The sequence below is a fragment of the Streptomyces sp. Ru72 genome, assembly GCF_002920635.1.
In the GTDB taxonomy this organism is placed as follows: domain Bacteria; phylum Actinomycetota; class Actinomycetes; order Streptomycetales; family Streptomycetaceae; genus Streptomyces.
In genome coordinates this window covers 38,134-60,446 of record NZ_PQSR01000040.1, presented here as the reverse complement: position 1 = coordinate 60,446, position 22,313 = coordinate 38,134, and the positions used below count along the sequence as shown (strand labels likewise).

22 protein-coding genes and 1 tRNA gene are annotated in these 22,313 nt (G+C 71.3%); 15 read left to right on the top strand and 8 right to left on the bottom strand.

What is annotated here, in order from left to right; all coding sequences use genetic code 11:
- On the bottom strand, nt 1-125 hold a 125-nt coding region (locus tag C3488_RS19960), incomplete at its 3' end, for an NAD(P)H-binding protein (RefSeq protein ID WP_146067895.1).
- Nucleotides 126-217: 92 nt separating this feature from the next.
- Here C3488_RS19960 and C3488_RS19955 point away from each other — a divergent pair.
- On the top strand, nt 218-628 hold the full coding sequence (locus C3488_RS19955; protein WP_103841256.1) for a helix-turn-helix domain-containing protein: 411 nt from the start codon (nt 218-220) through the stop codon (nt 626-628).
- A 13-nt stretch (nt 629-641) separates the two neighbouring features.
- On the opposite strand, the gene C3488_RS19950 is transcribed toward C3488_RS19955, so the two are convergent.
- The 5 genes from C3488_RS19950 to C3488_RS19930 form a co-directional block, all read right to left on the bottom strand.
- Nucleotides 642-1,721, bottom strand: a complete 1,080-nt coding sequence (locus C3488_RS19950) for a 2-oxoacid:ferredoxin oxidoreductase subunit beta (protein WP_103841254.1) — start codon at nt 1,719-1,721, stop codon at nt 642-644.
- On the bottom strand, nt 1,714-3,642 hold the full coding sequence (locus tag C3488_RS19945; RefSeq protein WP_103841252.1) for a 2-oxoacid:acceptor oxidoreductase subunit alpha: 1,929 nt from the start codon (nt 3,640-3,642) through the stop codon (nt 1,714-1,716). Before C3488_RS19945 ends, C3488_RS19950 begins: the two co-directional genes overlap by 8 nt.
- 277 nt (nt 3,643-3,919) lie before the next feature.
- Nucleotides 3,920-4,579 carry a response regulator transcription factor gene (locus tag C3488_RS19940; RefSeq protein ID WP_308460678.1) on the bottom strand — a complete coding sequence of 220 codons (660 nt, stop codon included), beginning with the start codon at nt 4,577-4,579 and terminating at the stop codon, nt 3,920-3,922.
- Between the two features lie 240 nt (nt 4,580-4,819).
- A complete protein-coding gene (locus C3488_RS19935; protein ID WP_103841250.1) occupies nt 4,820-6,169 on the bottom strand; it encodes a sensor histidine kinase in 1,350 nt (449 codons plus the stop codon).
- Between the two features lie 190 nt (nt 6,170-6,359).
- A complete protein-coding gene (locus C3488_RS19930) occupies nt 6,360-7,556 on the bottom strand; it encodes a sensor histidine kinase (protein WP_258053518.1) in 1,197 nt (398 codons plus the stop codon).
- Between the two features lie 362 nt (nt 7,557-7,918).
- Between C3488_RS19930 and C3488_RS19925 the strand changes: the two genes are divergently transcribed.
- The 12 genes from C3488_RS19925 (at nt 7,919) to C3488_RS19870 (ending at nt 19,502) form a co-directional block, all read left to right on the top strand.
- Nucleotides 7,919-8,320 (top strand): NADH-quinone oxidoreductase subunit A, encoded by a 402-nt coding sequence (locus C3488_RS19925; RefSeq protein ID WP_103841246.1) that lies wholly within the window; start codon nt 7,919-7,921, stop codon nt 8,318-8,320.
- Nucleotides 8,311-8,934: an NADH-quinone oxidoreductase subunit B gene (locus tag C3488_RS19920; protein WP_103841244.1), complete on the top strand. Its 624-nt coding sequence runs from the start codon at nt 8,311-8,313 to the stop codon at nt 8,932-8,934. The genes C3488_RS19925 and C3488_RS19920 overlap by 10 nt, the downstream gene beginning before the upstream one ends.
- Entirely contained in the window at nt 8,931-10,376 is a 1,446-nt protein-coding gene (locus C3488_RS19915) for an NADH-quinone oxidoreductase subunit C (RefSeq protein WP_103841242.1), read from the top strand. Before C3488_RS19920 ends, C3488_RS19915 begins: the two co-directional genes overlap by 4 nt.
- The gene (locus C3488_RS19910; RefSeq protein ID WP_103841240.1) at nt 10,373-11,341 is read left to right on the top strand and encodes a complex I subunit 1 family protein; all 969 of its coding nucleotides are present in this window, start codon (nt 10,373-10,375) and stop codon (nt 11,339-11,341) included. The genes C3488_RS19915 and C3488_RS19910 overlap by 4 nt, the downstream gene beginning before the upstream one ends.
- 110 nt (nt 11,342-11,451) lie before the next feature.
- Nucleotides 11,452-11,973: a 4Fe-4S binding protein gene (locus tag C3488_RS19905; protein WP_103841268.1), complete on the top strand. Its 522-nt coding sequence runs from the start codon at nt 11,452-11,454 to the stop codon at nt 11,971-11,973.
- On the top strand, nt 11,970-12,602 hold the full coding sequence (locus C3488_RS19900) for an NADH-quinone oxidoreductase subunit J (RefSeq protein WP_103841238.1): 633 nt from the start codon (nt 11,970-11,972) through the stop codon (nt 12,600-12,602). The genes C3488_RS19905 and C3488_RS19900 overlap by 4 nt, the downstream gene beginning before the upstream one ends.
- Entirely contained in the window at nt 12,602-12,967 is a 366-nt protein-coding gene (gene nuoK / locus C3488_RS19895) for an NADH-quinone oxidoreductase subunit NuoK (RefSeq protein WP_103841236.1), read from the top strand. The genes C3488_RS19900 and nuoK overlap by 1 nt, the downstream gene beginning before the upstream one ends.
- Nucleotides 12,964-14,955 carry an NADH-quinone oxidoreductase subunit L gene (locus C3488_RS19890; protein WP_103841234.1) on the top strand — a complete coding sequence of 664 codons (1,992 nt, stop codon included), beginning with the start codon at nt 12,964-12,966 and terminating at the stop codon, nt 14,953-14,955. Before nuoK ends, C3488_RS19890 begins: the two co-directional genes overlap by 4 nt.
- Before the next feature lie 6 nt (nt 14,956-14,961).
- A complete protein-coding gene (locus C3488_RS19885; protein WP_103841232.1) occupies nt 14,962-16,536 on the top strand; it encodes an NADH-quinone oxidoreductase subunit M in 1,575 nt (524 codons plus the stop codon).
- A complete protein-coding gene (locus C3488_RS19880; protein ID WP_103841230.1) occupies nt 16,533-18,032 on the top strand; it encodes an NADH-quinone oxidoreductase subunit N in 1,500 nt (499 codons plus the stop codon). The genes C3488_RS19885 and C3488_RS19880 overlap by 4 nt, the downstream gene beginning before the upstream one ends.
- A 217-nt stretch (nt 18,033-18,249) precedes the next feature.
- Nucleotides 18,250-19,113: a zinc metalloprotease HtpX gene (gene htpX / locus C3488_RS19875; protein ID WP_103841228.1), complete on the top strand. Its 864-nt coding sequence runs from the start codon at nt 18,250-18,252 to the stop codon at nt 19,111-19,113.
- Complete coding sequence (locus C3488_RS19870; RefSeq protein ID WP_103841227.1) at nt 19,110-19,502, top strand: YccF domain-containing protein; 393 nt, start codon at nt 19,110-19,112, stop codon at nt 19,500-19,502. The genes htpX and C3488_RS19870 overlap by 4 nt, the downstream gene beginning before the upstream one ends.
- 221 nt (nt 19,503-19,723) lie before the next feature.
- Here the strand turns inward: C3488_RS19870 and C3488_RS19865 are convergent, their stop codons facing one another.
- The gene (locus C3488_RS19865; RefSeq protein ID WP_103841225.1) at nt 19,724-20,986 is read right to left on the bottom strand and encodes an APC family permease; all 1,263 of its coding nucleotides are present in this window, start codon (nt 20,984-20,986) and stop codon (nt 19,724-19,726) included.
- 182 nt (nt 20,987-21,168) lie between these two features.
- Between C3488_RS19865 and C3488_RS19860 the strand changes: the two genes are divergently transcribed.
- Nucleotides 21,169-21,435, top strand: a complete 267-nt coding sequence (locus C3488_RS19860) for a GlsB/YeaQ/YmgE family stress response membrane protein (RefSeq protein WP_103841223.1) — start codon at nt 21,169-21,171, stop codon at nt 21,433-21,435.
- Between the two features lie 83 nt (nt 21,436-21,518).
- Here the strand turns inward: C3488_RS19860 and C3488_RS19855 are convergent, their stop codons facing one another.
- A complete protein-coding gene (locus C3488_RS19855; protein WP_103841221.1) occupies nt 21,519-22,007 on the bottom strand; it encodes a YajQ family cyclic di-GMP-binding protein in 489 nt (162 codons plus the stop codon).
- A 223-nt stretch (nt 22,008-22,230) separates the two neighbouring features.
- Here C3488_RS19855 and C3488_RS19850 point away from each other — a divergent pair.
- Nucleotides 22,231-22,312, top strand: a tRNA-Tyr gene (locus tag C3488_RS19850).
- The last annotated feature ends 1 nt before the right edge of the window (nt 22,313 follow it).

Sequence of the window (22,313 nt, the reverse complement as noted above, 5' to 3'; positions counted from 1 at the left end):
AAGTCGGCGGCCTTCTCCGGGGTGCGGACGACGGCGGTGATCTGCTCGGCCGGAACTTTCTCCAGCAACTGCTCCACCACATGACGGCCGAGGTGTCCGGTGGCTCCGGTGACGACGATGCTCATGACTTGGATCTCCTTGTGGGGTGCCTTCCGACACTTACCCTAGGAGGTGCGCTAACCAAGCGAAAGTACCCACTTTGAAGTAAGGTACTTGCATGACAGTAAGTGGGAGATCCGCCGAGAGGCGTGACGCCGCCGAGGCGATGTGCCCCTACCGCCTCGTCCTGGAACACCTCACCAGCCGCTGGGGGGTGCTCGTCCTGATCGAGCTGCTCGACCGTCCCCACCGCTTCAGCGAGTTGCGCCGGGCGATCGGGCGGACCGCCCGCGTCAGCGAGAAGATGCTCACCCAGACCCTGCAGACGCTGGAACGCGACGGCCTGGTGCACCGGGACGCCAAGCCCGTGATCCCGCCGCGCGTCGACTACTCCCTCACCGACCTGGGCCGCGAGGCCGCCGAGCAGGTGCGGGCGCTGGCGGTGTGGACCCATGACCGCATGGCGGACGTGGAGAAGGCCCGCCAGGCATACGACGAGGCCCGGACGGTGTCCGCCCGGGCCTCGTGAACGGCGGCACCGCTCAGCCGACGACGGTCCAGGTGTCCCCGCCGGCGAGCAGGGCGGCCAGGTCGCCCTTGCCGTTCTGCTCGATGGCGGCATCGAGCTGGTCGGCCATCGCCGTGTCGTAGACGGGCCGCTCCACGGACCGGAACACGCCGATCGGGGTGTGGTGCAGGGTGTCCGGGTCGGCGAGGCGGGAGAGCGCGAAGGCCGTGGTGGAGGAGGCGGCGTGCGCGTCGTGGACCAGGATGTCCGCCTCGTTCTCCGGGGTGACGGTGACGACCTTCAGGTCGCCGGTCTGCCGGTCCCGTACGACACCGCGCGCCCTGTCCGGTCCGAACCGGATCGGCTGCCCGTGCTCCAGCCGGATCAGGGCCTCCTCGGCGCTCTGCTTGTCCTTGAGCGCGTCGAAGGCGCCGTCGTTGAAGATGTTGCAGTTCTGGTAGATCTCGATCAGCGCCGTGCCCGGGTGGGCGGCGGCCTGGCGCAGCACCTCGGTGAGGTGCTTGCGGTCGGAGTCGATCGTGCGGGCCACGAAGGACGCCTCCGCGCCGAGGGCCAGCGAGACCGGGTTGAACGGCGCGTCGAGGGAACCCATCGGGGTCGACTTGGTGATCTTGCCGACCTCGGAGGTGGGGGAGTACTGGCCCTTGGTCAGGCCGTAGATCCGGTTGTTGAACAGCAGGATCTTCAGGTTCACGTTGCGGCGCAGCGCGTGGATCAGGTGGTTGCCGCCGATGGACAGCGCGTCACCGTCACCGGTGACCACCCACACGCTCAGATCGCGCCGCGAGGCCGCCAGACCGGTCGCGATCGCGGGCGCCCGGCCGTGGATGGAGTGCATGCCGTACGTGTTCATGTAGTACGGGAAGCGGGACGAGCAGCCGATCCCGGAGACGAAGACGATGTTCTCCCGCGCGAGGCCCAGCTCCGGCATGAAGCCCTGGACGGCGGCGAGGATCGCGTAGTCACCGCAGCCGGGGCACCAGCGCACTTCCTGATCGGACTTGAAGTCCTTCATGGACTGCCTGGCCACGGCCTTGGGGACGAGCGAAAGCGCCTCGATCGTGCCCGTGCCTTCCGTGGTCGTCTCAGCCATCGATGGCCTCCTTGAGCGCCGCGGCGAGCTGCTCCGCCTTGAACGGCATGCCGTTGACCTGGTTGTAGGAGTGGGCGTCGACCAGGTACTTCGCCCTGATGAGGGTGGCGAGCTGGCCGAGGTTCATCTCGGGGATCACCACCTTGTCGTAACGTCCCAGTACGGCGCCGAGATTCCGCGGGAACGGGTTGACGTGCCGCAGATGGGCCTGCGCGATCGACTCCCCGGCCGCACGCAGCCGGCGCACGGCCGCGGTGATCGGCCCGTACGTCGAGCCCCAGCCGAGCACGAGGGTGCTCGCGCCGTCCGGGTCGTCCACCTCCACGTCGGGTACCACGATTCCGTCGACCTTCGCCTGGCGGGTGCGGACCATGAAGTCGTGGTTGGCGGGGTCGTAGGAGATGTTGCCCGTGCCGTCCTGCTTCTCGATGCCGCCGATGCGGTGCTCCAGACCCGGGGTGCCCGGGAGCGCCCACGGGCGGGCCAGGGTCTGCGGGTCGCGCTTGTAGGGCCAGAACACCTCGGTGCCGTCGTCCAGGGTGTGGTTCGGGCCCTGCGCGAACTGCACCCGGAGGTCGGGCAGCTCGTCCAGCTCGGGGATGCGCCACGGCTCCGAGCCGTTGGCCAGGTAGCCGTCGGAGAGCAGGAAGACCGGGGTGCGGTAGGTCAGTGCGATCCGGGCCGCCTCCAGAGCCGCGTCGAAGCAGTCGGCCGGGGTGCGCGGGGCGATCACCGGGACCGGGGCCTCGCCGTTGCGGCCGTACATCGCCTGCAGCAGGTCCGCCTGCTCGGTCTTGGTGGGCAGACCGGTGGACGGACCGCCGCGCTGGATGTCGACGATCAGCAGCGGCAGCTCCAGGGAGACCGCGAGACCGATCGTCTCGCTCTTGAGCGCGACGCCCGGCCCGGAGGTGGTGGTCACGGCCAGCGACCCGCCGAAGGCCGCACCGAGGGCGGCGCCGATGCCGGCGATCTCGTCCTCGGCCTGGAAGGTGCGCACACCGAAGTTCTTGTGCTTGGACAGCTCGTGCAGGATGTCCGAGGCCGGAGTGATCGGGTACGAGCCCAGGAACAGCGGCAGGTCCGCCTGACGGGAGGCCGCGACCAGGCCGTACGCCAGTGCCAGGTTCCCCGAGATGTTGCGGTAGGTGCCCACCGGGAACGCCTTGACGGCCGGGGCGACCTCGTAGGAGACCGCGAAGTCCTCCGTCGTCTCCCCGAAGTTCCACCCCGCCCGGAAGGCGGCGATGTTCGCGGCGGCGATGTCCGGCTTCTTCGCGAACTTCGTCCTCAGGAACGTCTCGGTGCCCTCGGTGGGCCGGTGGTACATCCAGCTCAGCAGGCCCAGCGCGAACATGTTCTTGCTGCGCTCGGCCTCCTTGCGGGTGAGGTCGAAGTCCTTCAGCGCCTCGACGGTGAGGGCGGTCAGCGGCACGGGGTGCACGTTGTAACCGTCGAGCGACCCGTCCTCCAGCGGCGACGCCTCGTAGCCGACCTTCTGCATCGCGCGCTTGGTGAACTCGTCGGTGTTGACGATGATCTCCGCGCCGCGCGGCAGGTCGCCCACGTTGGCCTTCAGAGCGGCCGGGTTCATCGCCACCAGAACGTTCGGGGCGTCGCCCGGGGTGAGGATGTCGTGGTCGGCGAAGTGCAGCTGGAACGACGACACCCCCGGCAGCGTCCCGGCAGGGGCGCGGATCTCGGCGGGGAAGTTCGGCAGTGTGGACAGGTCGTTCCCGAATGACGCCGTCTCCGAGGTGAAACGGTCGCCGGTGAGCTGCATACCGTCACCGGAGTCACCGGCGAAACGGATGATCACCCGGTCGAGCCGGCGCACGTCCTTCGTGCCCGCCGGTTTGCGCTGTTCTCCTACGACGGCACCGTCCGCCTGTCCCGCTGGACTGCTGACCTGGCTGGTCACTGAACTGGACCTCCCTCGAGGCGGCTGTCCGGGAGCGGCCGTCCCACCGGCTCTCCCAGGATCAACCCTACGTCGGTAAGGGTCGCCTTCCCTCGGCCGTTCGCATGATGGACACCATCGTGAGACGGTCCGGCGCCCCGATTAGTCATCATTCGTTCCCTCGCCCCCCGGGTGCTGCTCGTGAAAAGGCTCCCTGCTCGTCCTCGGGCCTGACTGGACGCGGCACCGGAGCCCGGTGGTGTCCGGATCCGGCGCCGCCTGACACAGTCTCAGCTGTTCAGGAGTTGAGATAGGTGAGCACGGCCAGAACACGCCGGTGATCCCCGTCACTCGGGGACAGACCGAGCTTCAGGAAGATGTTGCTGACGTGCTTCTCGACGGCTCCGTCGCTGACGACCAGCTGCCGGGCGATCGCGGAGTTCGTCCGTCCCTCGGCCATCAGCCCGAGGACCTCCCGCTCCCGCGGGGTGAGCGCCGCCAGCACGTCCTGCTTGCGGCTGCGCCCGAGCAACTGTGCGACCACCTCGGGGTCCAAAGCGGTGCCGCCCTCGGCGACCCGCACGACGGCGTCCACGAACTCGCGCACCTCGGCGACCCGGTCCTTGAGCAGATAGCCGACGCCGCGACTGGAACCGGCCAGCAGTTCGGTGGCGTACCGCTCTTCCACGTACTGCGACAGCACGAGCACACCGAGTCCGGGATGCGCCCTGCGCAGCTGGACGGCGGCCCGGACACCTTCGTCCGTGTGGGTCGGCGGCATCCGCACGTCGGCGACGACGACATCGGGCAACTCGCCGTGGTCCGCCAGCTCGGTGACGGTCCCGATCAGCGCCTCCGCGTCCCCGACACCGGCGACGACGTCATGCCCACGGTCGGTCAGCAGCCGGGTCAGTCCCTCCCTGAGCAGCACAGAATCCTCGGCGATGACGACCCGCACCCTGTCCTCCACGATCCCCCGGCCCCCCACAACCTGTCTTCGTCCCGTACCACGGGCTCCAGCATTTCAGGATCGCGGCCTGGGCGGGGCCGCTGCGGGGGCGAAAGAGGGGTGTGTCAGGCGGATGGGTGGGCCCGGCTCGCTTCAGAGGTCGGGAACGGCGGACCTCCCCGGGGGCGAGCTCCCGGGGAGGGTACGGGTGGGGGGCGGGGCGGATATCCGGTGCCGCACCGCCGGAGGCTATGCCCGCCAGGGCAACTCGGCCGTGACCCGCGTAGGCCCCCCGACCGGCGAATCCACCACCAGCACGCCGTCCACCGCGTCGAGCCGTCCCGCAAGCCCCGCCAGCCCCGAGCCGCCGGAGGCGTCGGCGCCCCCGACCCCGTCGTCGGACACCTGCAGCAGCAGCCGGTCCTCGGCCCGCCACACATCCACCGTCGCCCGGGACGCCCGCGCATGCTTGCTCACGTTCTGCAGCAGCTCCGACACCGTGAAGTACGCGATCCCCTCGATCGCCGGGGCCGGCCGGGACGGCAGGTCCACCTCCACCTCCACCGGCACGGCGCACCGCGAGGCCACCGCCGACAGCGCCGCGTCGAGGCCGCGGTCGGTGAGGACCGCCGGATGGATCCCACGGGCCAGGTCCCGCAGCTCCTGCAGTGCCGTCTTCACCTCGCCGTGCGCGTCCTCCACCATCCGCGCCGCCGCCTGCGGATCCTCCGCGAGCTTCTCCTTCGCCAGCCCCAGATCCATGGCCAACGCCACCAGCCGGGCCTGCGCCCCGTCGTGCAGATCGCGCTCGATGCGCCGCAGATCCGCCGCCGCCGTGTCCACCACCGCCCCGCGGTCCGACTCCAGCTCCACCACCCGGGTCGCCAGCCGCGACGGCCCGAGCAGCCCGTGGACCAGCAGCCGGTCCACGGTCGTCAGCCCCCGGACGATCCAGGGCGTGGCGAGTGTGATCAGCAGCCCCATCAGCGCGGTCACCGTGATCTCGAACGGGCTGTCGACGTACACGTGGTGTGTCTCGTCGCCGTACAGCTGGATCCCGCCCTGACCGGCGTACACCGGGAACACCCAGAACCACAGCGGATACGTCAGCAGCGCCCACCCGCACGTCCAGAAACTCACCCCCACCGAGAACGAGAACACCGCCCACGGGAACCGCAGCACCGTGTACAGCATGTGCCGCCACGACGTCCCGCTCTTGAGCATCGCCCCCATCCACGCCATCGCCCCGCGCCCGTTCGTCCGCAGCGGCTCCGGGTCGGCCACCTCCAGCCCCAGCAGCCCCCGCGCCCGGGTCCGCTCCAGCACCCCGAAGGCACGGCACCCGGCGAGCGCGGCCGCGAGCACCGGGATGCCCAGGAACGTCACCAGCAGCCCGGCCCCGACCGAGAACATCGTGACGCTGTAGGCGAACATCGCGATCCCGATCGGCAGGCTCAGCAGCACGTAGCAGAACTCGCCCCAGCTGCGCGCCTCGATCGGCGCCCGCAGCGCCACCGGAAGCCGGTGCGGCCGTCCCCCGGCGCCCTGGGATCCAGGGCCGCCCCACTCTCCGTACCCCTGCCCGTACTGCGTGGCCATCGGCTCGTCCGTTCTGCTAGTCGTCCACCCCGCTTCGTCCCTCCACCCTGCTGTGTCCGCGCCCGCCCGGCCATGCAGCGCGTCGGCGTCTCCAACCGGGGGTTTTCCCCACCCCGGGCACGCCCGGGACCGGCTCTCCACCAGTGCCGCGCCGGGCGTCGCGAGCCGGTGACCCTCTGCGGGCGCGGCACTAGCTCCGCCGCCGTCCCTCGTCTCCGCGGTCCCGCCACGGCAGCTCCGCCGTGATCGTCGTCGGGCCGCCCACCGGCGAGTCGACGACGAACAGGCCGTCGACCGCATCCAGCCGTTCCGCGAGCCCCGCCATGCCCGTGCCGCTGTCGAGGCGCGCGCCTCCGCGGCCGTCGTCCCACACCTGGACGAGCAGTCGTTCGTCCGTCCGCCACACCTCCACGGAGGCGGACCTGGCCCGGCTGTGCTTGCTGACGTTCTGCAACAGCTCCGAGACCGTGAAGTAGGCGATGCCCTCGATCGCCGCGGCCGGCCTCGCACCGAGGTCGACGGTCACCTTCACCGGCACCGTGCAGCGCGCGGCGACCGACGACAGCGCGGCGTCCAGGCCGCGGTCGGTGAGGACCGCCGGATGGATGCCGCGGGCGAGGTCCCGCAGCTCCTGCAGCGCCAGCTTGACCTCGCCGTGCGCCTCCTCGACCATCGCCGCCGCCGCGTCCGGGTCCTCGAGCAGCTTCTCCTTGGCGAGGCCCAGCCCCATCGCCAGGTTCACCAGGCGCGCCTGCGCTCCGTCGTGCAGATCGCGCTCGATGCGCCGCAGGTCGGCCGCCGCCGTGTCCACCACCACCCCACGGTCGGACTCCAGTTCGGCGATACGCCGCTCCAGCTCGTCGGAGGGGGACAGCAGACCGCGCACCATCGCCCGGTCCACATTGCTGAGCCCGCGTGCGAGCAACGGCAGAACCGGCCACAGCACGAACAATGACGTCAAGGTCACCGTGAAGCTCAGGATCCCCCAGGGCAGCCGGACGAAGTCGTACAGGAGAGTCCGCCAGCCCACCGGGTCCTTCAGCGTCATCGACAGCCACTGCACCACCCCGCCGCTCTTGCGCAACGGCAGCGGAGTCGGCTCCTCCACCCGCACCCCGAGCAGCACCCTGGCCCGCGCCCGCTCCAGCTTGCCCAGCTGCCGCGCGCCCAGCAGGCCGACCGCGAGCAGCGGGACACCGATCGCCGTCACCGTCAGCGCCCCACCCGTGGACAGCACCGTGACCACGTAGGTGAACCCGATCAGCGACATCGGCAGGTTCGCCAGAAGATGCGCGATCTCCCGCCAGGTGTGCCCCTCCAGCGCCAGGCGTACGGGCGGCGGCCGCTCGCCGTCCAGCACGCCCTGGCTCGTACGGCCTACGTTCATGGCCCCCCGACCCCGTTCGTTCATGGCCCCCCGACCCCGTTCGTTCATGGCTCCCCGACTCCGGCCTCGTGCGGTGATGTCCGCCAGCCTGCCGCGCCCCGCGCCGCCGCACCATGAAGCCGACCGCCAGGACTTCCTCGGGGTGTCCCCATCCTCCGCCGGTCCGGCCGGTGCGAGAGGTGATCCGAGCCGTGCCCTGGGTACGTGAAGCGAGCCGGACGGCGAGTGATGCGTGTACCAGGGCATCTCACGGTGCGACGGGCTGCTTACCCTCTCTTTAGCAGGGCCTAGACTCCCGTGCGTACAGATCGTCGAATCGCAGGATTCACCAGGGTCACGAGGTCAGGGAGCGAGGGGCTGACGTGCCGCATCCGACCGCCGTCGCTGTCGTGGCGGCGGACTACTTCCAGTCCTACTCCGTAGTCGGGCTGCTCGCCGTCGTCGGCGTGCTCTTCGTCGCCGTCGCCTTCGGCGCGGGCCGGCTGCTGCGCCCCGTCGTGCCCACGCCGGAGAAGCTGCTGACGTACGAGTGCGGTGTCGACCCCGTCGGCGAGGGCTGGGCCCATACGCAGGTCCGCTACTACGTCTACGCGTTCCTGTACGTGATCTTCGCTGTCGACTCGATCTTCCTCTTCCCGTGGGCCACGGTCTTCGCCGATCCGCGGTACGGAGCCACCACCCTCGTGGAGATGTTCGTCTTCCTCGGCTTCCTGGCCGTGGGACTGCTCTACGCGTACAAGAAGGGGGTCCTGACATGGACGTGAACCCCTCGACCACCGAGGCCACCGGCCCCGTGCTGCTTCCGGAGCCCAAGAGGCTGGGCGCACTGGCCCGCCTCGCCCCCGAGCCGATGAAGGTGATCCTGAACTGGGGACGCCGCTATTCGCTCTGGGTCTTCAACTTCGGCCTCGCCTGCTGCGCGATCGAGTTCATCGCCGCGTCCATGGCCCGCCACGACTTCATCCGCCTCGGCGTCATCCCGTTCGCGCCGGGCCCGCGCCAGGCCGACCTGATGGTGGTGTCGGGCACGGTCACGGACAAGATGGCCCCGGCCGTCAAACGCCTCTACGAGCAGATGCCCGAGCCGAAGTACGTCATCTCCTTCGGCGCGTGCTCCAACTGCGGCGGCCCGTACTGGGACTCCTACTCCGTCACCAAGGGCGTCGACCAGATCATCCCGGTGGACGTGTACGTCCCCGGCTGCCCGCCGCGTCCCGAGGCGCTGCTCCAGGGCATCCTCAAGCTCCAGGAGAAGATCGCGCGCGAGTCGCTGGGGGAGCGGTACGGGTCCTCGCGGCCGTCCACCGCGGCCCTGCAGAGCGGCCTGGTCCAGCCGCCGTCCTCGGCGCCCGAACCGGATCAGCGGGAGGAGCGATGACCGCCGTCGGCTGGCTGCCCGCGTCCGTCGAGGAACTCTTCGGCCCTGAGGCCACGGCCGAGGAGTCGTACGAGGTCCTGACCGTCGACGTGACCCCGACGGCCTGGACCGAGGCGCTCCGGGTCGCGCGCGACGAGCTGGGCTGCACGTACTTCGACTGGCTGAGCGCGGTCGACGAGCCGGGCACGGGCCTGCGCGTCTCGGCCCATGTGGTGGCCCTGTCCCCGGTCCGCCGCCTCCTCGTCCGTACCACCGTCCCGCACGGGGCCCCGGTCCTGCCGTCCGCCGTGGACGTCTACGCGGGCGCCGCCTGGCACGAACGCGAGACCCACGAGATGTTCGGCATCACCTTCGAGGGCCACCCCGCGCTGGAGCACCTGCTCCTGCCCGAGGGTTTCGAGGGACACCCGCTGCGCAAGGACTTCGTGCTGGCGGCCCGGGTCGCCAAGGCATGGCCCGGAGCGAAGGAGCCGGGCGAGTCCGACCACGGTGGCCCCAAGCGCCGCCAGATGCTGCCCCCGGGCGTCCCCGACCCGAACGAGTGGGGCCCCCTCAAGGGCCAGCTTCCTCCGGCCCCCGCCCGCCCGGCCCGCGCCGCAGGCCGAGCGGCGGGCGAACGCCCCGTACGCCGCACCCGCACGGCAGCGGAGGGCTCCGCGAGCCAGGCCCCCGCGGGAGGCGAGCCCACGGAGACGGCGGCGCCGCCACGGCGTGCGCGGAGCGCGTCGCAGGGTTCTGCCTCGCAGCGCGCGGCTGAGGACACGGCGACGGCGCCGACAGGTCCACGGCGTACCCGCAGCGCGTCGCAGGGCTCGGCGTCGCAACGGGCCGAGGGCGATGCCGAGCCGGCGGCGCCTTCCGCCGGTCCGCGCCGTGCGCGTAGTGTCTCGGAGGGTTCGGCCTCCCAGCGCGCCGAGGGTCCGGCAGCCGAGGGCACGCCCCGGAGGCCCGGCGTCGCCCCCCGCAGCTCGGACGCCCCCTGGCACCACGCCCGCCCGGCCTTCGACGAGTCCGGGCCCGCCGCTCCGGAAAGCCCGGCGCAGCCCGCGACCGAGCCCGCGACGGAACCGGCGCAGCCCGCGACCGAGCCTGCGACGGAGCCGGCGCAGCCCGCGACCGAGCCTGCGACGGAGCCGGCGCAGCCCGCGACCGAGCCCGCGACGGAACCGGCGCAGCCCGCGACCGAGCCCGCCACGGAACCGGCGCAGCCCGCGACCGAATCCGCGACGGAACCGGCGCAGCCCGCGACCGAACCTGCGAGCCCCGCGCCCCAAGCCGCGGAAGCCGACACCGCTCCCGCGGCGGAGCCCGACGCGACCGGCGGTCAAGCCCAGCGTGGCGAAACCCGTCCCGGAGGCACCCGGAGCGACGGCGCGCAGCAGATCCCGAAGTCCCCGAAGAAGTCCCCCGACCCCGACGACCCCCCAGGAGGCACGCGGTGAACGGCGCTCTCGACGTCGCCCTGCGACTCCTCGTCGTGTTCGTCGTCTTCCTCACCTTCCCTCTGATCGTCGGTCAGACCGAGCACAAGGTCATGGCCCATATGCAGGGCCGCCTCGGCCCCATGTACGCGGGCGGCTTCCACGGCTGGGCCCAGCTCGTCGCCGACGGCGTGAAGTTCGCGCAGAAGGAGGACGTCGTCCCGGCGGGCGCGGACCGCCGTATCTTCCAGCTGGCCCCCGCCGTGGCCCTGCTGCCGTACCTCCTCGTCCTCCTCGCCATCCCCATCGGCCCGAGCGAGGGTGCCGTCGGCCAGGTCGTCGACGCGGGAATCTTCTTCGTCCTCGCCGTCATGGGCGTCGGCGTCCTCGGCTCCCTCATGGCCGGCTGGGCCTCCGCCAACAAGTTCTCCCTCCTCGGCGGCCTGCGCACCGCCGCCCAGCTCCTCGCCTACGAACTCCCGATGCTGCTGGCGGCCGCCTCGGTGGCCATGGCGGCGGGCACCGTGTCGCTCCCCGGCATCCTCGACGCCTTCCACTGGTGGTGGCTGCCCTGGCAGATCGTCGGCGCGATCGTCTTCTTCGTCGCCGGCCTCGCCGAGCTGCAACGCCCGCCCTTCGACATGCCCGTCGCCGACTCGGAGATCATCTTCGGTGCGTACACCGAGTACACCGGTCTCCGTTTCGCCCTGTTCCTGCTCGCCGAGTACGCCGGGATCATCGTCCTGTGCGGACTGACCACCGTCCTGTTCCTGGGCGGCTGGCACGGCCCCTGGGGCGCCGACGGCCTCGGCTGGCTCTGGACGCTGCTGAAGACGGCGATCCTCGCCTTCGTCGTCATCTGGCTGCGCGTCACCTACCCGCGACTGCGCGAGGACCAGCTCCAGAAGCTCTCCTGGACCGTCCTCATCCCCCTCTCCCTCGCCCAGATCGCCCTCACCGGCATCGTCAAGGTGGTGATCTCCTAGTGTCCCGCCCGTCGCCCGACCGCCACCCCGCAACGACGCCCGCCGAGCGGCCCCGCCTGTCGATTCCCGGCTCCGGTCTCGCCAAGGGCCTCGCCGTCACCCTCCGCACGATGACGAAGAAGTCCGTCACCGAGCAGTACCCCGACGCCCAGCCCGCCCTGCCGCCCCGCAGCCGCGGTGTCATCGGCCTGTTCGAGGAGAACTGCACGGTCTGCATGCTGTGCGCCCGCGAGTGCCCGGACTGGTGCATCTACATCGACTCCCACAAGGAGACGGTCCCGCCCGCCGCGCCCGGCGGCCGCGAACGCAGCCGCAACGTCCTTGACCGCTTCGCCATCGACTTCTCCCTCTGCATGTACTGCGGTATCTGCATCGAGGTCTGCCCCTTCGACGCGCTGTTCTGGTCCCCCGAGTTCGAGTACGCCGAGACCGACATCCGCGACCTCACCCACGAGCGCGACAAGCTCCGCGAGTGGATGTGGACCGTGCCCGCCCCGCCCGCCCTCGACCCGGGCGCCGAGGAGCCGAAGGAGATGGCGGCAGCCCGCAAGACCGCCGAGAAGCTGGCCGCCGCGCAGGCGGAGCCCGCAGACCACGCAGAGCCCGCCGAGCCACAGGGAGGAGAGTCGTGAACACGCCTTCCGCCGCGCCGGCCGCCGCCGCCGCGGCCTCGCACGGCTTCCTCTCCCCGACCGGCGTCGAGATCGCCTTCCTCCTCGTCGGTCTGGTCACCTTCGGCGCCGCCCTGGTCACCGTGACCACCCGGCAGCTGGTGCACGCCGCCCTGTGGCTCGTGGTCACGCTCGGTGGGCTCGCCGTCGAGTACCTCCTGCTCACCGCCGAGTTCATCGCCTGGGTCCAGGTCCTGATCTACGTCGGCTCCGTCGTCGTCCTCCTCCTGTTCGGTCTGATGCTCACCAAGGCCCCCATCGGCCGCTCCCCGGACGCCGACTCCGGCAACCGCTGGGCCGCCCTCACCGTGGCCGTCGCCGCCGCGGCCGCCCTGGTGTGGGTGGTCGTCGACGCCTTCCGCACGACCTGGATCGACCTCGGGGGCGCCGCCTCCGGCTCCACCGAGGTCACCGGCGCGAGCCTCTTCCAGAACTGGGTCCTCCCCTTCGAGGCCCTCTCCGTCCTCCTCCTCGCCGCACTGGTCGGCGCGATCGTCCTCTCCCGCAAGGCGAAGGCGGACGCGGCGGCCACCACCGCGAGAACCCCGGCCACCCCGGACACCCGGAGCGAGAAGGAAGGCGTCCGCTGATGCACCTCGCCTACCCCGCCGTGCTCTCCGCCCTCCTGTTCTGCACGGGCCTGTACGGCGTCCTCGCCCGCCGCAACGCGATCCTCGTCCTGATGTCGGTCGAGCTGATGCTCAACGCCGTCAACCTCAACCTCGTCGCCTTCGACGTCTGGCTGAGCCGTGCCGCCCGCGAGACGCTGCACTCAGGACAGGCCCTGACCCTGTTCACCATCGCCATCGCCGCCGCCGAGATCGGCATCGGCCTCGCGATCGTCCTCGCCGTGTACCGCAACCGCGGCACCTCGGACATCGACCGGCTCCGCGACACCGCCGAGGGCCACGACGGCGAGACCCCTGCGGCCGAGAAGGCTGAGGCCACCGCGTGACCACGACCACCCTCGCCGTCCTCGTACCCCTCCTTCCGTTCCTCGGCGCCGCGGCAGGCCTGCTCCTCGGCCGCACGGTCCCCGGGTTCGTCCGCCCGCTCGCCGTCCTGCCGACCCTCGCCTCGCTCGTCCTCGCCGTGCTGGTAGCAGCCCGCCAGGGCGGAGGCCGGGCCCTCGACGCCGCCACCGAGCTCACGCCCACCGGCTCGGTCCCGATCGAACTCGCCCTGCACATCGACGGCTTCGCCGCCCTCGTCGCCGTCCTGGTCGGCACCGTCGCCACCTGCGTGCAGATCTACTCGACGGGATACCTGCGCGACGACCCGCGCTACCCCTCCTACGCCGCGCTCGTCTCCCTGTTCACCTCCGCGATGTTCCTCGTCGTCTACTCGGGCGACCTGATCGTGCTGCTGGTCGGCTGGGAGGTCATGGGCATCTGCTCCTACTTCCTCGTCGGCCACTACTGGGAGACCCCGGAGGCCCGCGCCGCCTCCCTGAAGGCCTTCCTGGTCACCAAGCTCGGCGACGTGCCCTTCCTGATCGGCCTGTTCGCGCTCGGCACCGATGCCGGCTCCTTCCGCATCACCCACGTCCTCGGTGCCGTCGTGAGCGGCGGGCTGCACCACCCGACCCTGGTCGCCCTGTTGCTCCTGGCCGGCGTGGCGGGCAAGTCGGCACAGTTCCCGCTGCACACCTGGCTCCCCGACGCGATGGCGGGCCCGACGCCCGTCTCCGCGCTGATCCACGCCGCGACGATGGTCGCCGCCGGTGTCTACTTCATCGCCCGTCTCCTCCCGGTCTTCCAGGCCTCGTCGGCCGCCATGGTCGTCCTCGCCGTGATGGCCGCGGTGACCATGGCCGGCTCGGCGCTCGCCGCGCTCGCCCAGGACGACATCAAGCGCGTCCTCGCCTACTCGACGATCGGCCAGCTCGGCTACATGACCGGCGCCCTCGCCGTCGGCGACCGCGGTGCCGCCGTCTTCCACCTCCTGTCCCACGGCGCCTTCAAGGCGCTGCTGTTCCTCGCCGCCGGCGTGATCATCCACGCCGCCGGAACCAACTCGCTGGCCGCCATGTCCCGCATGAGGGACCTGCGCGACCGCATCCCCGACGCCTTCTGGACGATGACCGTGGCGCTCCTCGCGCTCGCCGCGATCCCCCCGTTCTCCGGCTTCTTCTCCAAGGAGTCCGTCCTCGGCGCCGCCGAGCACGTCGCCACCGGCCACACCGAGCACGCCCCCGGCGTCGCGGGCTGGATCGTCCTCGTCGCCGGCCTGGTCACGGCCCTGCTCACCGCGGCGTACGCGACCCGGCTGTGGCTGCTCGCCTTTCACGGGCACGGAACCCAGGCCCCCGACCACGGCAGGCAGCCGCTGGTCATGAACGCCGTGCTGTGGGTGCTCGCCGCGCCGTCGATCGCGTTCGGCCTCGCCTACCGCGTCCTGCCCGACTGGTTCGACGGACGCTCCCTGACGCCGACGCTCACCACCTCCGTCCTCGGCACCGGCCTCGCCCTGGTCGGCGCACTCGTGACCTACGGCGCCTGGCGGCACACCACCGCACTCGCCGGCCGCGTCCCGCTGGGTGCCGTCGCGGCCCACCCCGAGGCGGACGCCGGCCTGGTCGAGGCCGAGGCCATCGCAAGCCACGTGCCCGCGTACGGCGACATCGCCTACGCGCCCGACCCGGCGGACCCGGGGCGCCTCCTGCTCGGCCCGCTGCACCGCCACGCGGCCGAGGGCTTCCACCTGGACGCCGTGTACGACTGGCTCTTCGTCCGCCCGGTCAGGGCCGGAGCGAGCCTCGTGCAGTTCCTGGACCGGGAGGTCGTCGAGACCTACGTGCGCGGCGCGGGCGCCGTGCCCCGCCTGCTCGGGGCCGCCGTGCGGCGCGCCCAGACCGGCAACGTGCAGACCTATGTGAGCGCGCTGCTCGCCGGCACCGTCGTCCTGGCGGTCGCCGCCCTCCTCGTCGCCACGGGAGCGTGAGCCGGCGTGATCGATATCAGCGAGTCCGTGATGCAGTTCCTTCTGGCATTCGTCGTCGTCGCGCCGCTCCTCGGCGCGCTCGCCGCCCTCCTCCCGGCCCCGCCCGGACTGAAGGGGACGTCACCCGAGCAGGCCGTGCTGCGGCACGGCGTGACCGTCACCGGCGCCGTGCTCATCGCCGCGATCGCCCTCGCGCTCGGCTTCGACCACGACCACCCGTCGAGGATGCAGGCCACGACCGACATCAGCTGGATCCCCGCACTCGACGTGCGGATCCACCTCGGCATCGACGGCATCTCCCTCCCCCTTCTGGTGCTGACCGCGCTGCTGACCTTCCTCTGCGCGCTCTACTCGTACTTCAAGATGCCCTCGGGCCCGTCCCCGAAGGCCTTCGTCGCCCTGCTGCTCGTCCTCGAGTCCGGCACCCTCGCGACCTTCGCCGTCCTCGACCTGCTGCTGTTCTTCCTCGCGTTCGAGATGGTCCTCATCCCGATGTACTTCCTCATCGCCCGCTGGGGCGGTGAGGGCCGGACCCGGGCCGCGTGGCGGTTCATCCTCTTCACGCTGCTCGGCTCCGTCGTCATGCTGCTCGGCCTGCTCCTGATCGGACTCAAGGCGGGCACGTTCGACATGGTGGCACTCGCCACTGACAACGGCCGGTCGCTCACCACATCCGTGCAGGTCATCGCGGTTCTGGCGGTCGGGATCGGGCTCGCGGTCAAGGCACCGATGTGGCCGCTGCACAGCTGGCTGCCCGACGCCCACACCGCGGCACCGACCGTCGGCTCGGTCCTGCTGGCCGGCGTCCTGCTGAAGATGGGCACCTACGGTTTCGTGCGCATCCTGCTGCCCGCCGCGCCCCACGGCTTCCACACCTTCGCGCCGTACCTGGCCGCCTTCGCCGTCGTCGGGATCATCTACGGATCCCTCGCCTGCCTCGCCCTCGCCAAGCGAGGCGCGAAGGGCGACCTCAAGCGGCTCATCGCCTACTCCTCCGTCGGCCACATGGGCTTCGTACTGCTCGGCATCGCGACGACCACCCGGACCGGCGTCAACGGCGCGCTGTTCGCCAACGTCGCCCACGGCCTCATCACCGGCCTGCTGTTCTTCCTGGTCGGCGCGCTGAAGGACCGCACCGGCACCACCGACCTCGACGCCCTCGCCGAGGAGACGGGTGCCGCCCTCTACGGCAAGGCGCCCCGCCTCGGCGGCCTCCTGGCCTTCGGCGCCGTCGCCTCGCTGGGGCTGCCGGGCCTCGCCGGGTTCTGGGGCGAGATGCTCGCGATGTTCGGCGCGTTCAAGCCCGCCGCCGACCTCAGCCGCCCCGCCTTCCTCACCTTCATGGCGATCGCCGCCTTCGGCACGCTGCTCACCGCCGCGTACATGCTGATCGTGGTGCGGCGCGTGTGCATGGGGGCCGTACCCCAGGAGACCCCCGAGCTCGCCGACGTCCACACGTACGAATTCGCGGCCTGGACGCCGCTCGTCGTCCTCACCGTCCTCGCCGGCCTGTGGCCGAGGGCACTCCTCGGCCTGACCGACCCGGCCGTGCAGCAGCTCCTCGCAGGAGGCATCCGATGAGCTCCCTCGTCCAGTCCGTCGACTGGCTGGCGATCGCACCGCCCACCATCGCGGCGGCCGTCGGACTCCTCGTCCTGGTCGCCGACCTCTTCCTCGACGAACGGCACAAGGCCCTCCTCGGCTGGGCGTCCATCGCCGGACTGGCCGCGGCGAGCCTCATGCTGCTGCCCCTCCTGGACGGCGAGCGCGCCACCTTCTGCCTGACCGGCAGCCCGCAGGTGTGCAGTTACACGGCGGACCGCTTCACCCTCGTCATCCAGTTCCTCGTCCTCGGCGGCGCCCTCCTCGCCGCCCTGCTGTCGGTCACCGCGCTCCAGGACGCCCGGAAGGACGTCCCCGAAGGGGAGTTCTGGTTCCTGCTGCTGTCCTCCGCCGCCGGTGCCGCCCTGCTGCCCGCCTCCCGCGACCTGGCCACCCTCGTCGTCGCCCTGGAGGTCGCCTCCCTGCCCGCGTTCGCCCTCGTCGGCATCCGGCACGGCGACAAGAAATCCTCCGAAGCCGCCCTGAAGTTCTTCCTGTCGTCCGTCACCGCGACGGCGGTGAGCCTCATGGGCATCAGCTTCGTGTACGCCTCCACCGGCACCCTGTACCTCACCCAGGTCGCCGACCGGATCCAGCACGTGAGCGGACAACTCCACACGCTCACCCAGACGGGCGTCGTCCTCACCCTCGTCGGCTTCGCCTTCAAGACGGCCGCCGTCCCGTTCCACTTCTGGGTGCCCGACACCTATGTGGGCGCGCCCCTCCCGGTCGCCGCCTACCTGTCCGTCGTCGGAAAGGCGGTCGGCTTCTCCGGCCTGATCCTCGTCACCGTCGTCGCCCTGCCGTCCTACTCCGACGCCTGGGGCCCGGCACTGGCCGCACTGGCCGCCCTCACCATGACCGTCGGCAACGTCGGCGCCCTGCGACAGCAGGCCACGCGCGCGTACAGCGCGGTACGCCTGCTCGCCTGGTCCTCCGTCGGCCAGGCCGGCTACCTCCTGGTGCCGATCGCGGCAGCCGCCTACTCCAAGGACGCCCAGAAGGCGATCGGCTCCACCGTGGCGTACGCCCTCATGTACGCCGCGGTGAACCTCGGCGCCTTCGCCGTGGCCGCACTCGTGGGCCGTACCAGGACCCTGAACCGCATCACCGACTACCGCGGCCTCCACGCCTCGAACCCCCTGGCCGCGCTGCTCCTGGCCTTCTTCCTGCTGTGCCTGGCAGGCCTGCCGCCGGGCATCATCGGCCTCTTCGCGAAGGTCACCGTCTTCTCCGCGGCCGTCGACGCCGGGCTCGGCTGGCTCGCCGTGGTCATGGCGGTCAACGTGGTGATCGCGCTCTTCTACTACCTCCAGTGGACGGCCCTGCTCTTCCGCGCCCCCGAGGGCGAGCCGGAGAAGCACCGCGTCCCGGCTCCGCTCACGGCCGCCCTCACCCTGACGGCCGTGCTGGGCGTCGCCCTGTCGGGAGCCCCCCAGCTGGTGCTCCGCTTCGCGGCCACCGCACTCTTCTGACCGGCGCCCCCACGCGTGCGGGCATCCGGCATCCGGCACACGCGCGTGCCGGATGCCGCCTCCTCACCCGGACGGCCCACGGACTCCGGGTCCCGCACCAGGGAACTAGCGCCGCCCGCCTGGCGTTGACCAGTGCGGGAAGGTCCACTGAGAAGTGGAGTCGACAAGCAGTTCGCAGACAAAGGGTTCCCCTGCCGCACCACTTGGAGGGCGTACCGTGCACCGCCGGCACAACGGGCTCAGGACCGCAGTACTCCTCGGGGGACTGTCCGCACTCATCATCGTCATCGGCAGCTTCTTCGGGCGTACGGGCCTGGTCGTCGCGCTCCTCGTCGCCATCGGCACGAACGCGTACGCGTACTGGAACAGCGACAGACTGGCTCTACGCGCGATGCGCGCGCGCCCGGTGAGCGAGTTCGAGGCCCCCGCGCTCTACCGCATGGTCCGCGAGCTGTCCAACCAGGCCCGCCAGCCCATGCCCCGCCTCTACATCTCGCCGACGGAAGCGCCGAACGCCTTCGCGACCGGCCGCAACCCGCGCAACGCGGCCGTGTGCTGCACCGAGGGCATCCTCCGGCTCCTCGACGAGCGCGAGCTGCGCGGCGTCATCGGCCACGAACTCAGCCATGTCTACAACCGCGACATCCTCATCTCGTCGGTCGCCGGCGCCCTCGCCTCGGTGATCATGTTCCTGGTGAACTTCGCCTGGCTGATCCCGGTCGGCCGCTCGGACGACGACGACGGCCCGGGCCTGCTCGGCTTCCTGCTGATCATGCTCCTGGGCCCGCTCGCCGCATCCCTCATCCAGCTCGCCATCAGCCGCTCCCGTGAGTACGAGGCGGACGCGTCCGGCGCCCAGCTCACCGGCGACCCCCTGGCCCTCGCGAGCGCCCTGCGCAAGCTGGAGACCGGCACACGGCAGCTGCCGCTCCCCTCCGAGCCGCGGATCGAGACGGCGAGCCACATGATGATCGCCAACCCCTTCCGTCCCGGTCAGGGGCTGTCCAAGATGTTCTCCACCCACCCGCCGATGGCGGAGCGCATCGCCCGGCTCGAACAGATGGCAGGTCGCCACCGGTGAAGACAATCCTGAACGTCGTCTGGCTCGTACTGAGCGGCTTCTGGCTGTTCCTCGGCTACCTGTTCGCGGGCGTGCTGCTCTGCGTCACGATCATCGGGATTCCGTTCGGCATCGCGGCCTTCCGCATCGGCCTCTACGCGCTGTGGCCCTTCGGCTACACGACGGTCGAGCGCCGGGACGCGGGCGCCCCGTCCTGCATCGGCAACGTCCTGTGGCTGGTTCTGGCCGGCTGGTGGCTGGCCCTCGCCCACATCGTCACGGGCATCGCCCTGTGCGTCACGATCATCGGCATCCCGTTCGGCATCGCGAACTTCAAGCTGATCCCGGTCTCGCTGCTGCCGCTGGGCCGCGAGATCGTGCCGACGGACCAGCCTTTCGCGGCGCGCTGAGGGACGCGCGGGCGCAGCAGCGGGCTCCGGAGCGCCCGTCTGCGACGCGGGCCGGTGGCCGCCGCCCGCGGCCCGGCTGATCACTACCGCCCGCCTCCCCCCGGCGGCCCGGCCTGTTGTCACCTTCGCCACCGCCCGCGAGCCGGCCGGTCGTCACCTCCGCCACCGCCCGCGACCCGGCCGGTCGTCACCTTCGCCACCGCCCGCGAGCCGGCCGGTCGTCACCGCCCGGCCATCCACCGCCGTACGCCGTACGCCACCACGCCCAGACCCAGCACACCCGCCCCCGCGCCCACCGACACCCCGGGCAGCGCGAACGCCAGCGTGACGCAGCCGAGGAGCCCGACCGCCGGTACGACGCGCGAAGCCGGCGCCGAACTCAGGGTCCACGCAGACGCGTTGGCGATCCCGTAGTAGGCCAGCACCCCGAAGGAGGAGAACCCGATCGCGCCCCGCACGTCCACCGTCGCGGCGAGCGCGGCCACCACTGCACCTACGGCCAGCTCGGCCCGGTGCGGCACCTGGAACCGCGGGTGGACGGCGGCCAGGACGCCCGGCAGATGCCGATCGCGGGCCATGGCCAGCGTGGTCCTGGAGACGCCCAGGATGAGCGCCAGCAGCGAACCCAGCGCGGCCACCGCGGCACCCACCCGCACCACCGGCACGAGACCGGGCACGCCCGCCGCCCGCACCGCGTCGGTCAGCGGTGCCGCGGTGCGCCCCAGCCCGTCGGCACCCAGCACGGAAAGCACAGCGACAGCCACCGCCGCGTACACCACCAGCGTGATGCCGAGCGCCAGCGGGATCGCGCGCGGGATGGTGCGTGCCGGGTCCCGCACCTCCTCGCCGAGGGTGGCGATCCGCGCGTACCCCGCGAACGCGAAGAACAGCAGCCCCGCCGCCTGCAGCACCCCGCCGGCTCCGCCGAAGCCGCCCGTGTCCAGCCGTGAGGCGTCGGCCGCACCGGACCCGAGACAGACGACGACCACGGATGCGAGGACGGCCAGGACCACCGCCACGATCAGCCGCGTCAGCAGGGCCGACTTCTGCATGCCTCCGTAGTTGACGGCGGTCAGTGCCACCACGGCCGCGACCGCCACCGCGTGCGCCTGCCCCGGCCAGACGTACGCGCCCACGGTCAGGGCCATCGCCGCGCAGGAAGCCGTCTTGCCGACGACGAACGACCAGCCCGCCAGATAGCCCCAGAACGCCCCGAGCCGCTCGCGCCCGTACACATACGTGCCGCCCGAGGCGGGATACAGAGCGGCCAGGCGTGCCGAGGAGGTCGCGTTGCAGTAGGCGACCACGGCGGCGACCGCGAGCCCCACCAGCAGCCCCGACCCGGCGGCACGCGCCGCGGGCGCCAGGGCCGCGAAGATCCCCGCCCCGACCATCGATCCGAGCCCGATGACGACGGCGTCCCCCACCCCGAGGGTCCGTCGCAGCCCCACGTCACCGGACGTCTGTTCCCCGGACTGTGTCATGGACCGAACCCTACTGAGCCGTGCAACCGGCGGCCGCCGCGGAGGCGTCCTCCCCGACAACGACGCGCCACGAACTCTTGAACGAGCGCGTGACCAGCGGAATCACACACGTCGACGCATGACACAGCCTGGCCGGAGCAGAAACACAGCACAGGCACAGCGCGGAGAGGCAGGTTCACGGCATGGGCATTGTCAGCTGGATCATCCTGGGGCTGTTGGCAGGCGCCATCGCCAAGTTCCTGCTGCCGGGCAAGGACCCCGGCGGCTTCATCGGGACGACCCTCATCGGCATCGCGGGTGCCTTCATCGGCGGCTGGATCTCCGCCCGCTGGCTGCACCACCCGATCAGCAAGCACTTCTACGACGGCGCCACCTGGGCGGCCGCGATCGGCGGCTCGCTCGTGCTGCTGATCATCTACCGCATCCTGTTCGGCGACTCCCGCCGCTGAGCGCGCCACCGAAGCCGCAGCCAGCGGCACAGAAGGGTGGGCACCCCGCGCCCGGGGTGCCCACCCTGCGTCGTGGAAGGGGCCTACCGGTAGTTCACGAACTGCAGGGCGAAGTCGAAGTCCTTGCCCTTGAGCAGCGCGATCACGGTCTGGAGGTCGTCCCGGCTCTTGGAGCTGACGCGCAGTTCGTCGCCCTGCACCTGGGCCTTGACGCCCTTGGGACCCTCATCACGGATGATCTTCGCCACCTTCTTCGCGTTCTCCTGGGTGATGCCCTCCTGGATCGACGCGAAGATCTTGTACTCCTTGCCGGAGAGCTGCGGCTCACCGGCCTCCAGCACCTTCAGCGAGATGCCACGCTTGACCAGCTTGGTCTCGAAGACGTCGAGGACGGCCTTCACCCGGTCCTCGGAGTTGGCCTGCATCAGGATCTTGTCGCCGGACCAGGCGATCGAGGCGCCGACGTTCTTGAAGTCGTAGCGCTGGGAGATCTCCTTGGCGGCCTGGTTGAGGGCGTTGTCGACCTCCTGCCGCTCGACCTTCGAGACGATGTCGAAACTGGAGTCGGCCATGTCCTGTGGCTCCTTGTATCGGGATGGAACGGGCTGCGGATCGGCGTGCGGGAGCGCGGGCGCCCGGCCCGGCGTCGAGCCGGGCCGCATCCGCATAAGCCTAGTCACCCCCTCCGGTCCGGTCCCGATCTATCGGGTGGCGAAGCACCCCTGCGCATCAGGTATCGTTTACGTCGTTGCCAGGGAGCACCGCCGAAAAGCGGCCTCCAGGGCAGCAATCCCCGGCGGTGTGCCCGAGCGGCCAAAGGGAGCAGACTGTAAATCTGTCGGCTATGCCTACCCAGGTTCGAATCCTGGCGCCGCCAC

What these genes read in the sequence shown, in the direction of transcription:
- C3488_RS19860 (WP_103841223.1), top strand. Translation starts at nt 21,169, where the DNA reads ATGGGCATTGTCAGCTGGATCATCCTGGGGCTGTTGGCAGGCGCCATC.
- C3488_RS19955 (WP_103841256.1), top strand. Translation starts at nt 218, where the DNA reads ATGACAGTAAGTGGGAGATCCGCCGAGAGGCGTGACGCCGCCGAGGCG.
- C3488_RS19935 (WP_103841250.1), bottom strand. Translation starts at nt 6,169, where the DNA reads ATGGCCACGCAGTACGGGCAGGGGTACGGAGAGTGGGGCGGCCCTGGA.
- C3488_RS19920 (WP_103841244.1), top strand. Translation starts at nt 8,311, where the DNA reads ATGGACGTGAACCCCTCGACCACCGAGGCCACCGGCCCCGTGCTGCTT.
- C3488_RS19930 (WP_258053518.1), bottom strand. Translation starts at nt 7,556, where the DNA reads ATGAACGTAGGCCGTACGAGCCAGGGCGTGCTGGACGGCGAGCGGCCG.
- C3488_RS19915 (WP_103841242.1), top strand. Translation starts at nt 8,931, where the DNA reads ATGACCGCCGTCGGCTGGCTGCCCGCGTCCGTCGAGGAACTCTTCGGC.
- C3488_RS19865 (WP_103841225.1), bottom strand. Translation starts at nt 20,986, where the DNA reads ATGACACAGTCCGGGGAACAGACGTCCGGTGACGTGGGGCTGCGACGG.
- nuoK (WP_103841236.1), top strand. Translation starts at nt 12,602, where the DNA reads ATGCACCTCGCCTACCCCGCCGTGCTCTCCGCCCTCCTGTTCTGCACG.
- C3488_RS19880 (WP_103841230.1), top strand. Translation starts at nt 16,533, where the DNA reads ATGAGCTCCCTCGTCCAGTCCGTCGACTGGCTGGCGATCGCACCGCCC.
- C3488_RS19950 (WP_103841254.1), bottom strand. Translation starts at nt 1,721, where the DNA reads ATGGCTGAGACGACCACGGAAGGCACGGGCACGATCGAGGCGCTTTCG.
- C3488_RS19905 (WP_103841268.1), top strand. Translation starts at nt 11,452, where the DNA reads ATGACGAAGAAGTCCGTCACCGAGCAGTACCCCGACGCCCAGCCCGCC.
- C3488_RS19855 (WP_103841221.1), bottom strand. Translation starts at nt 22,007, where the DNA reads ATGGCCGACTCCAGTTTCGACATCGTCTCGAAGGTCGAGCGGCAGGAG.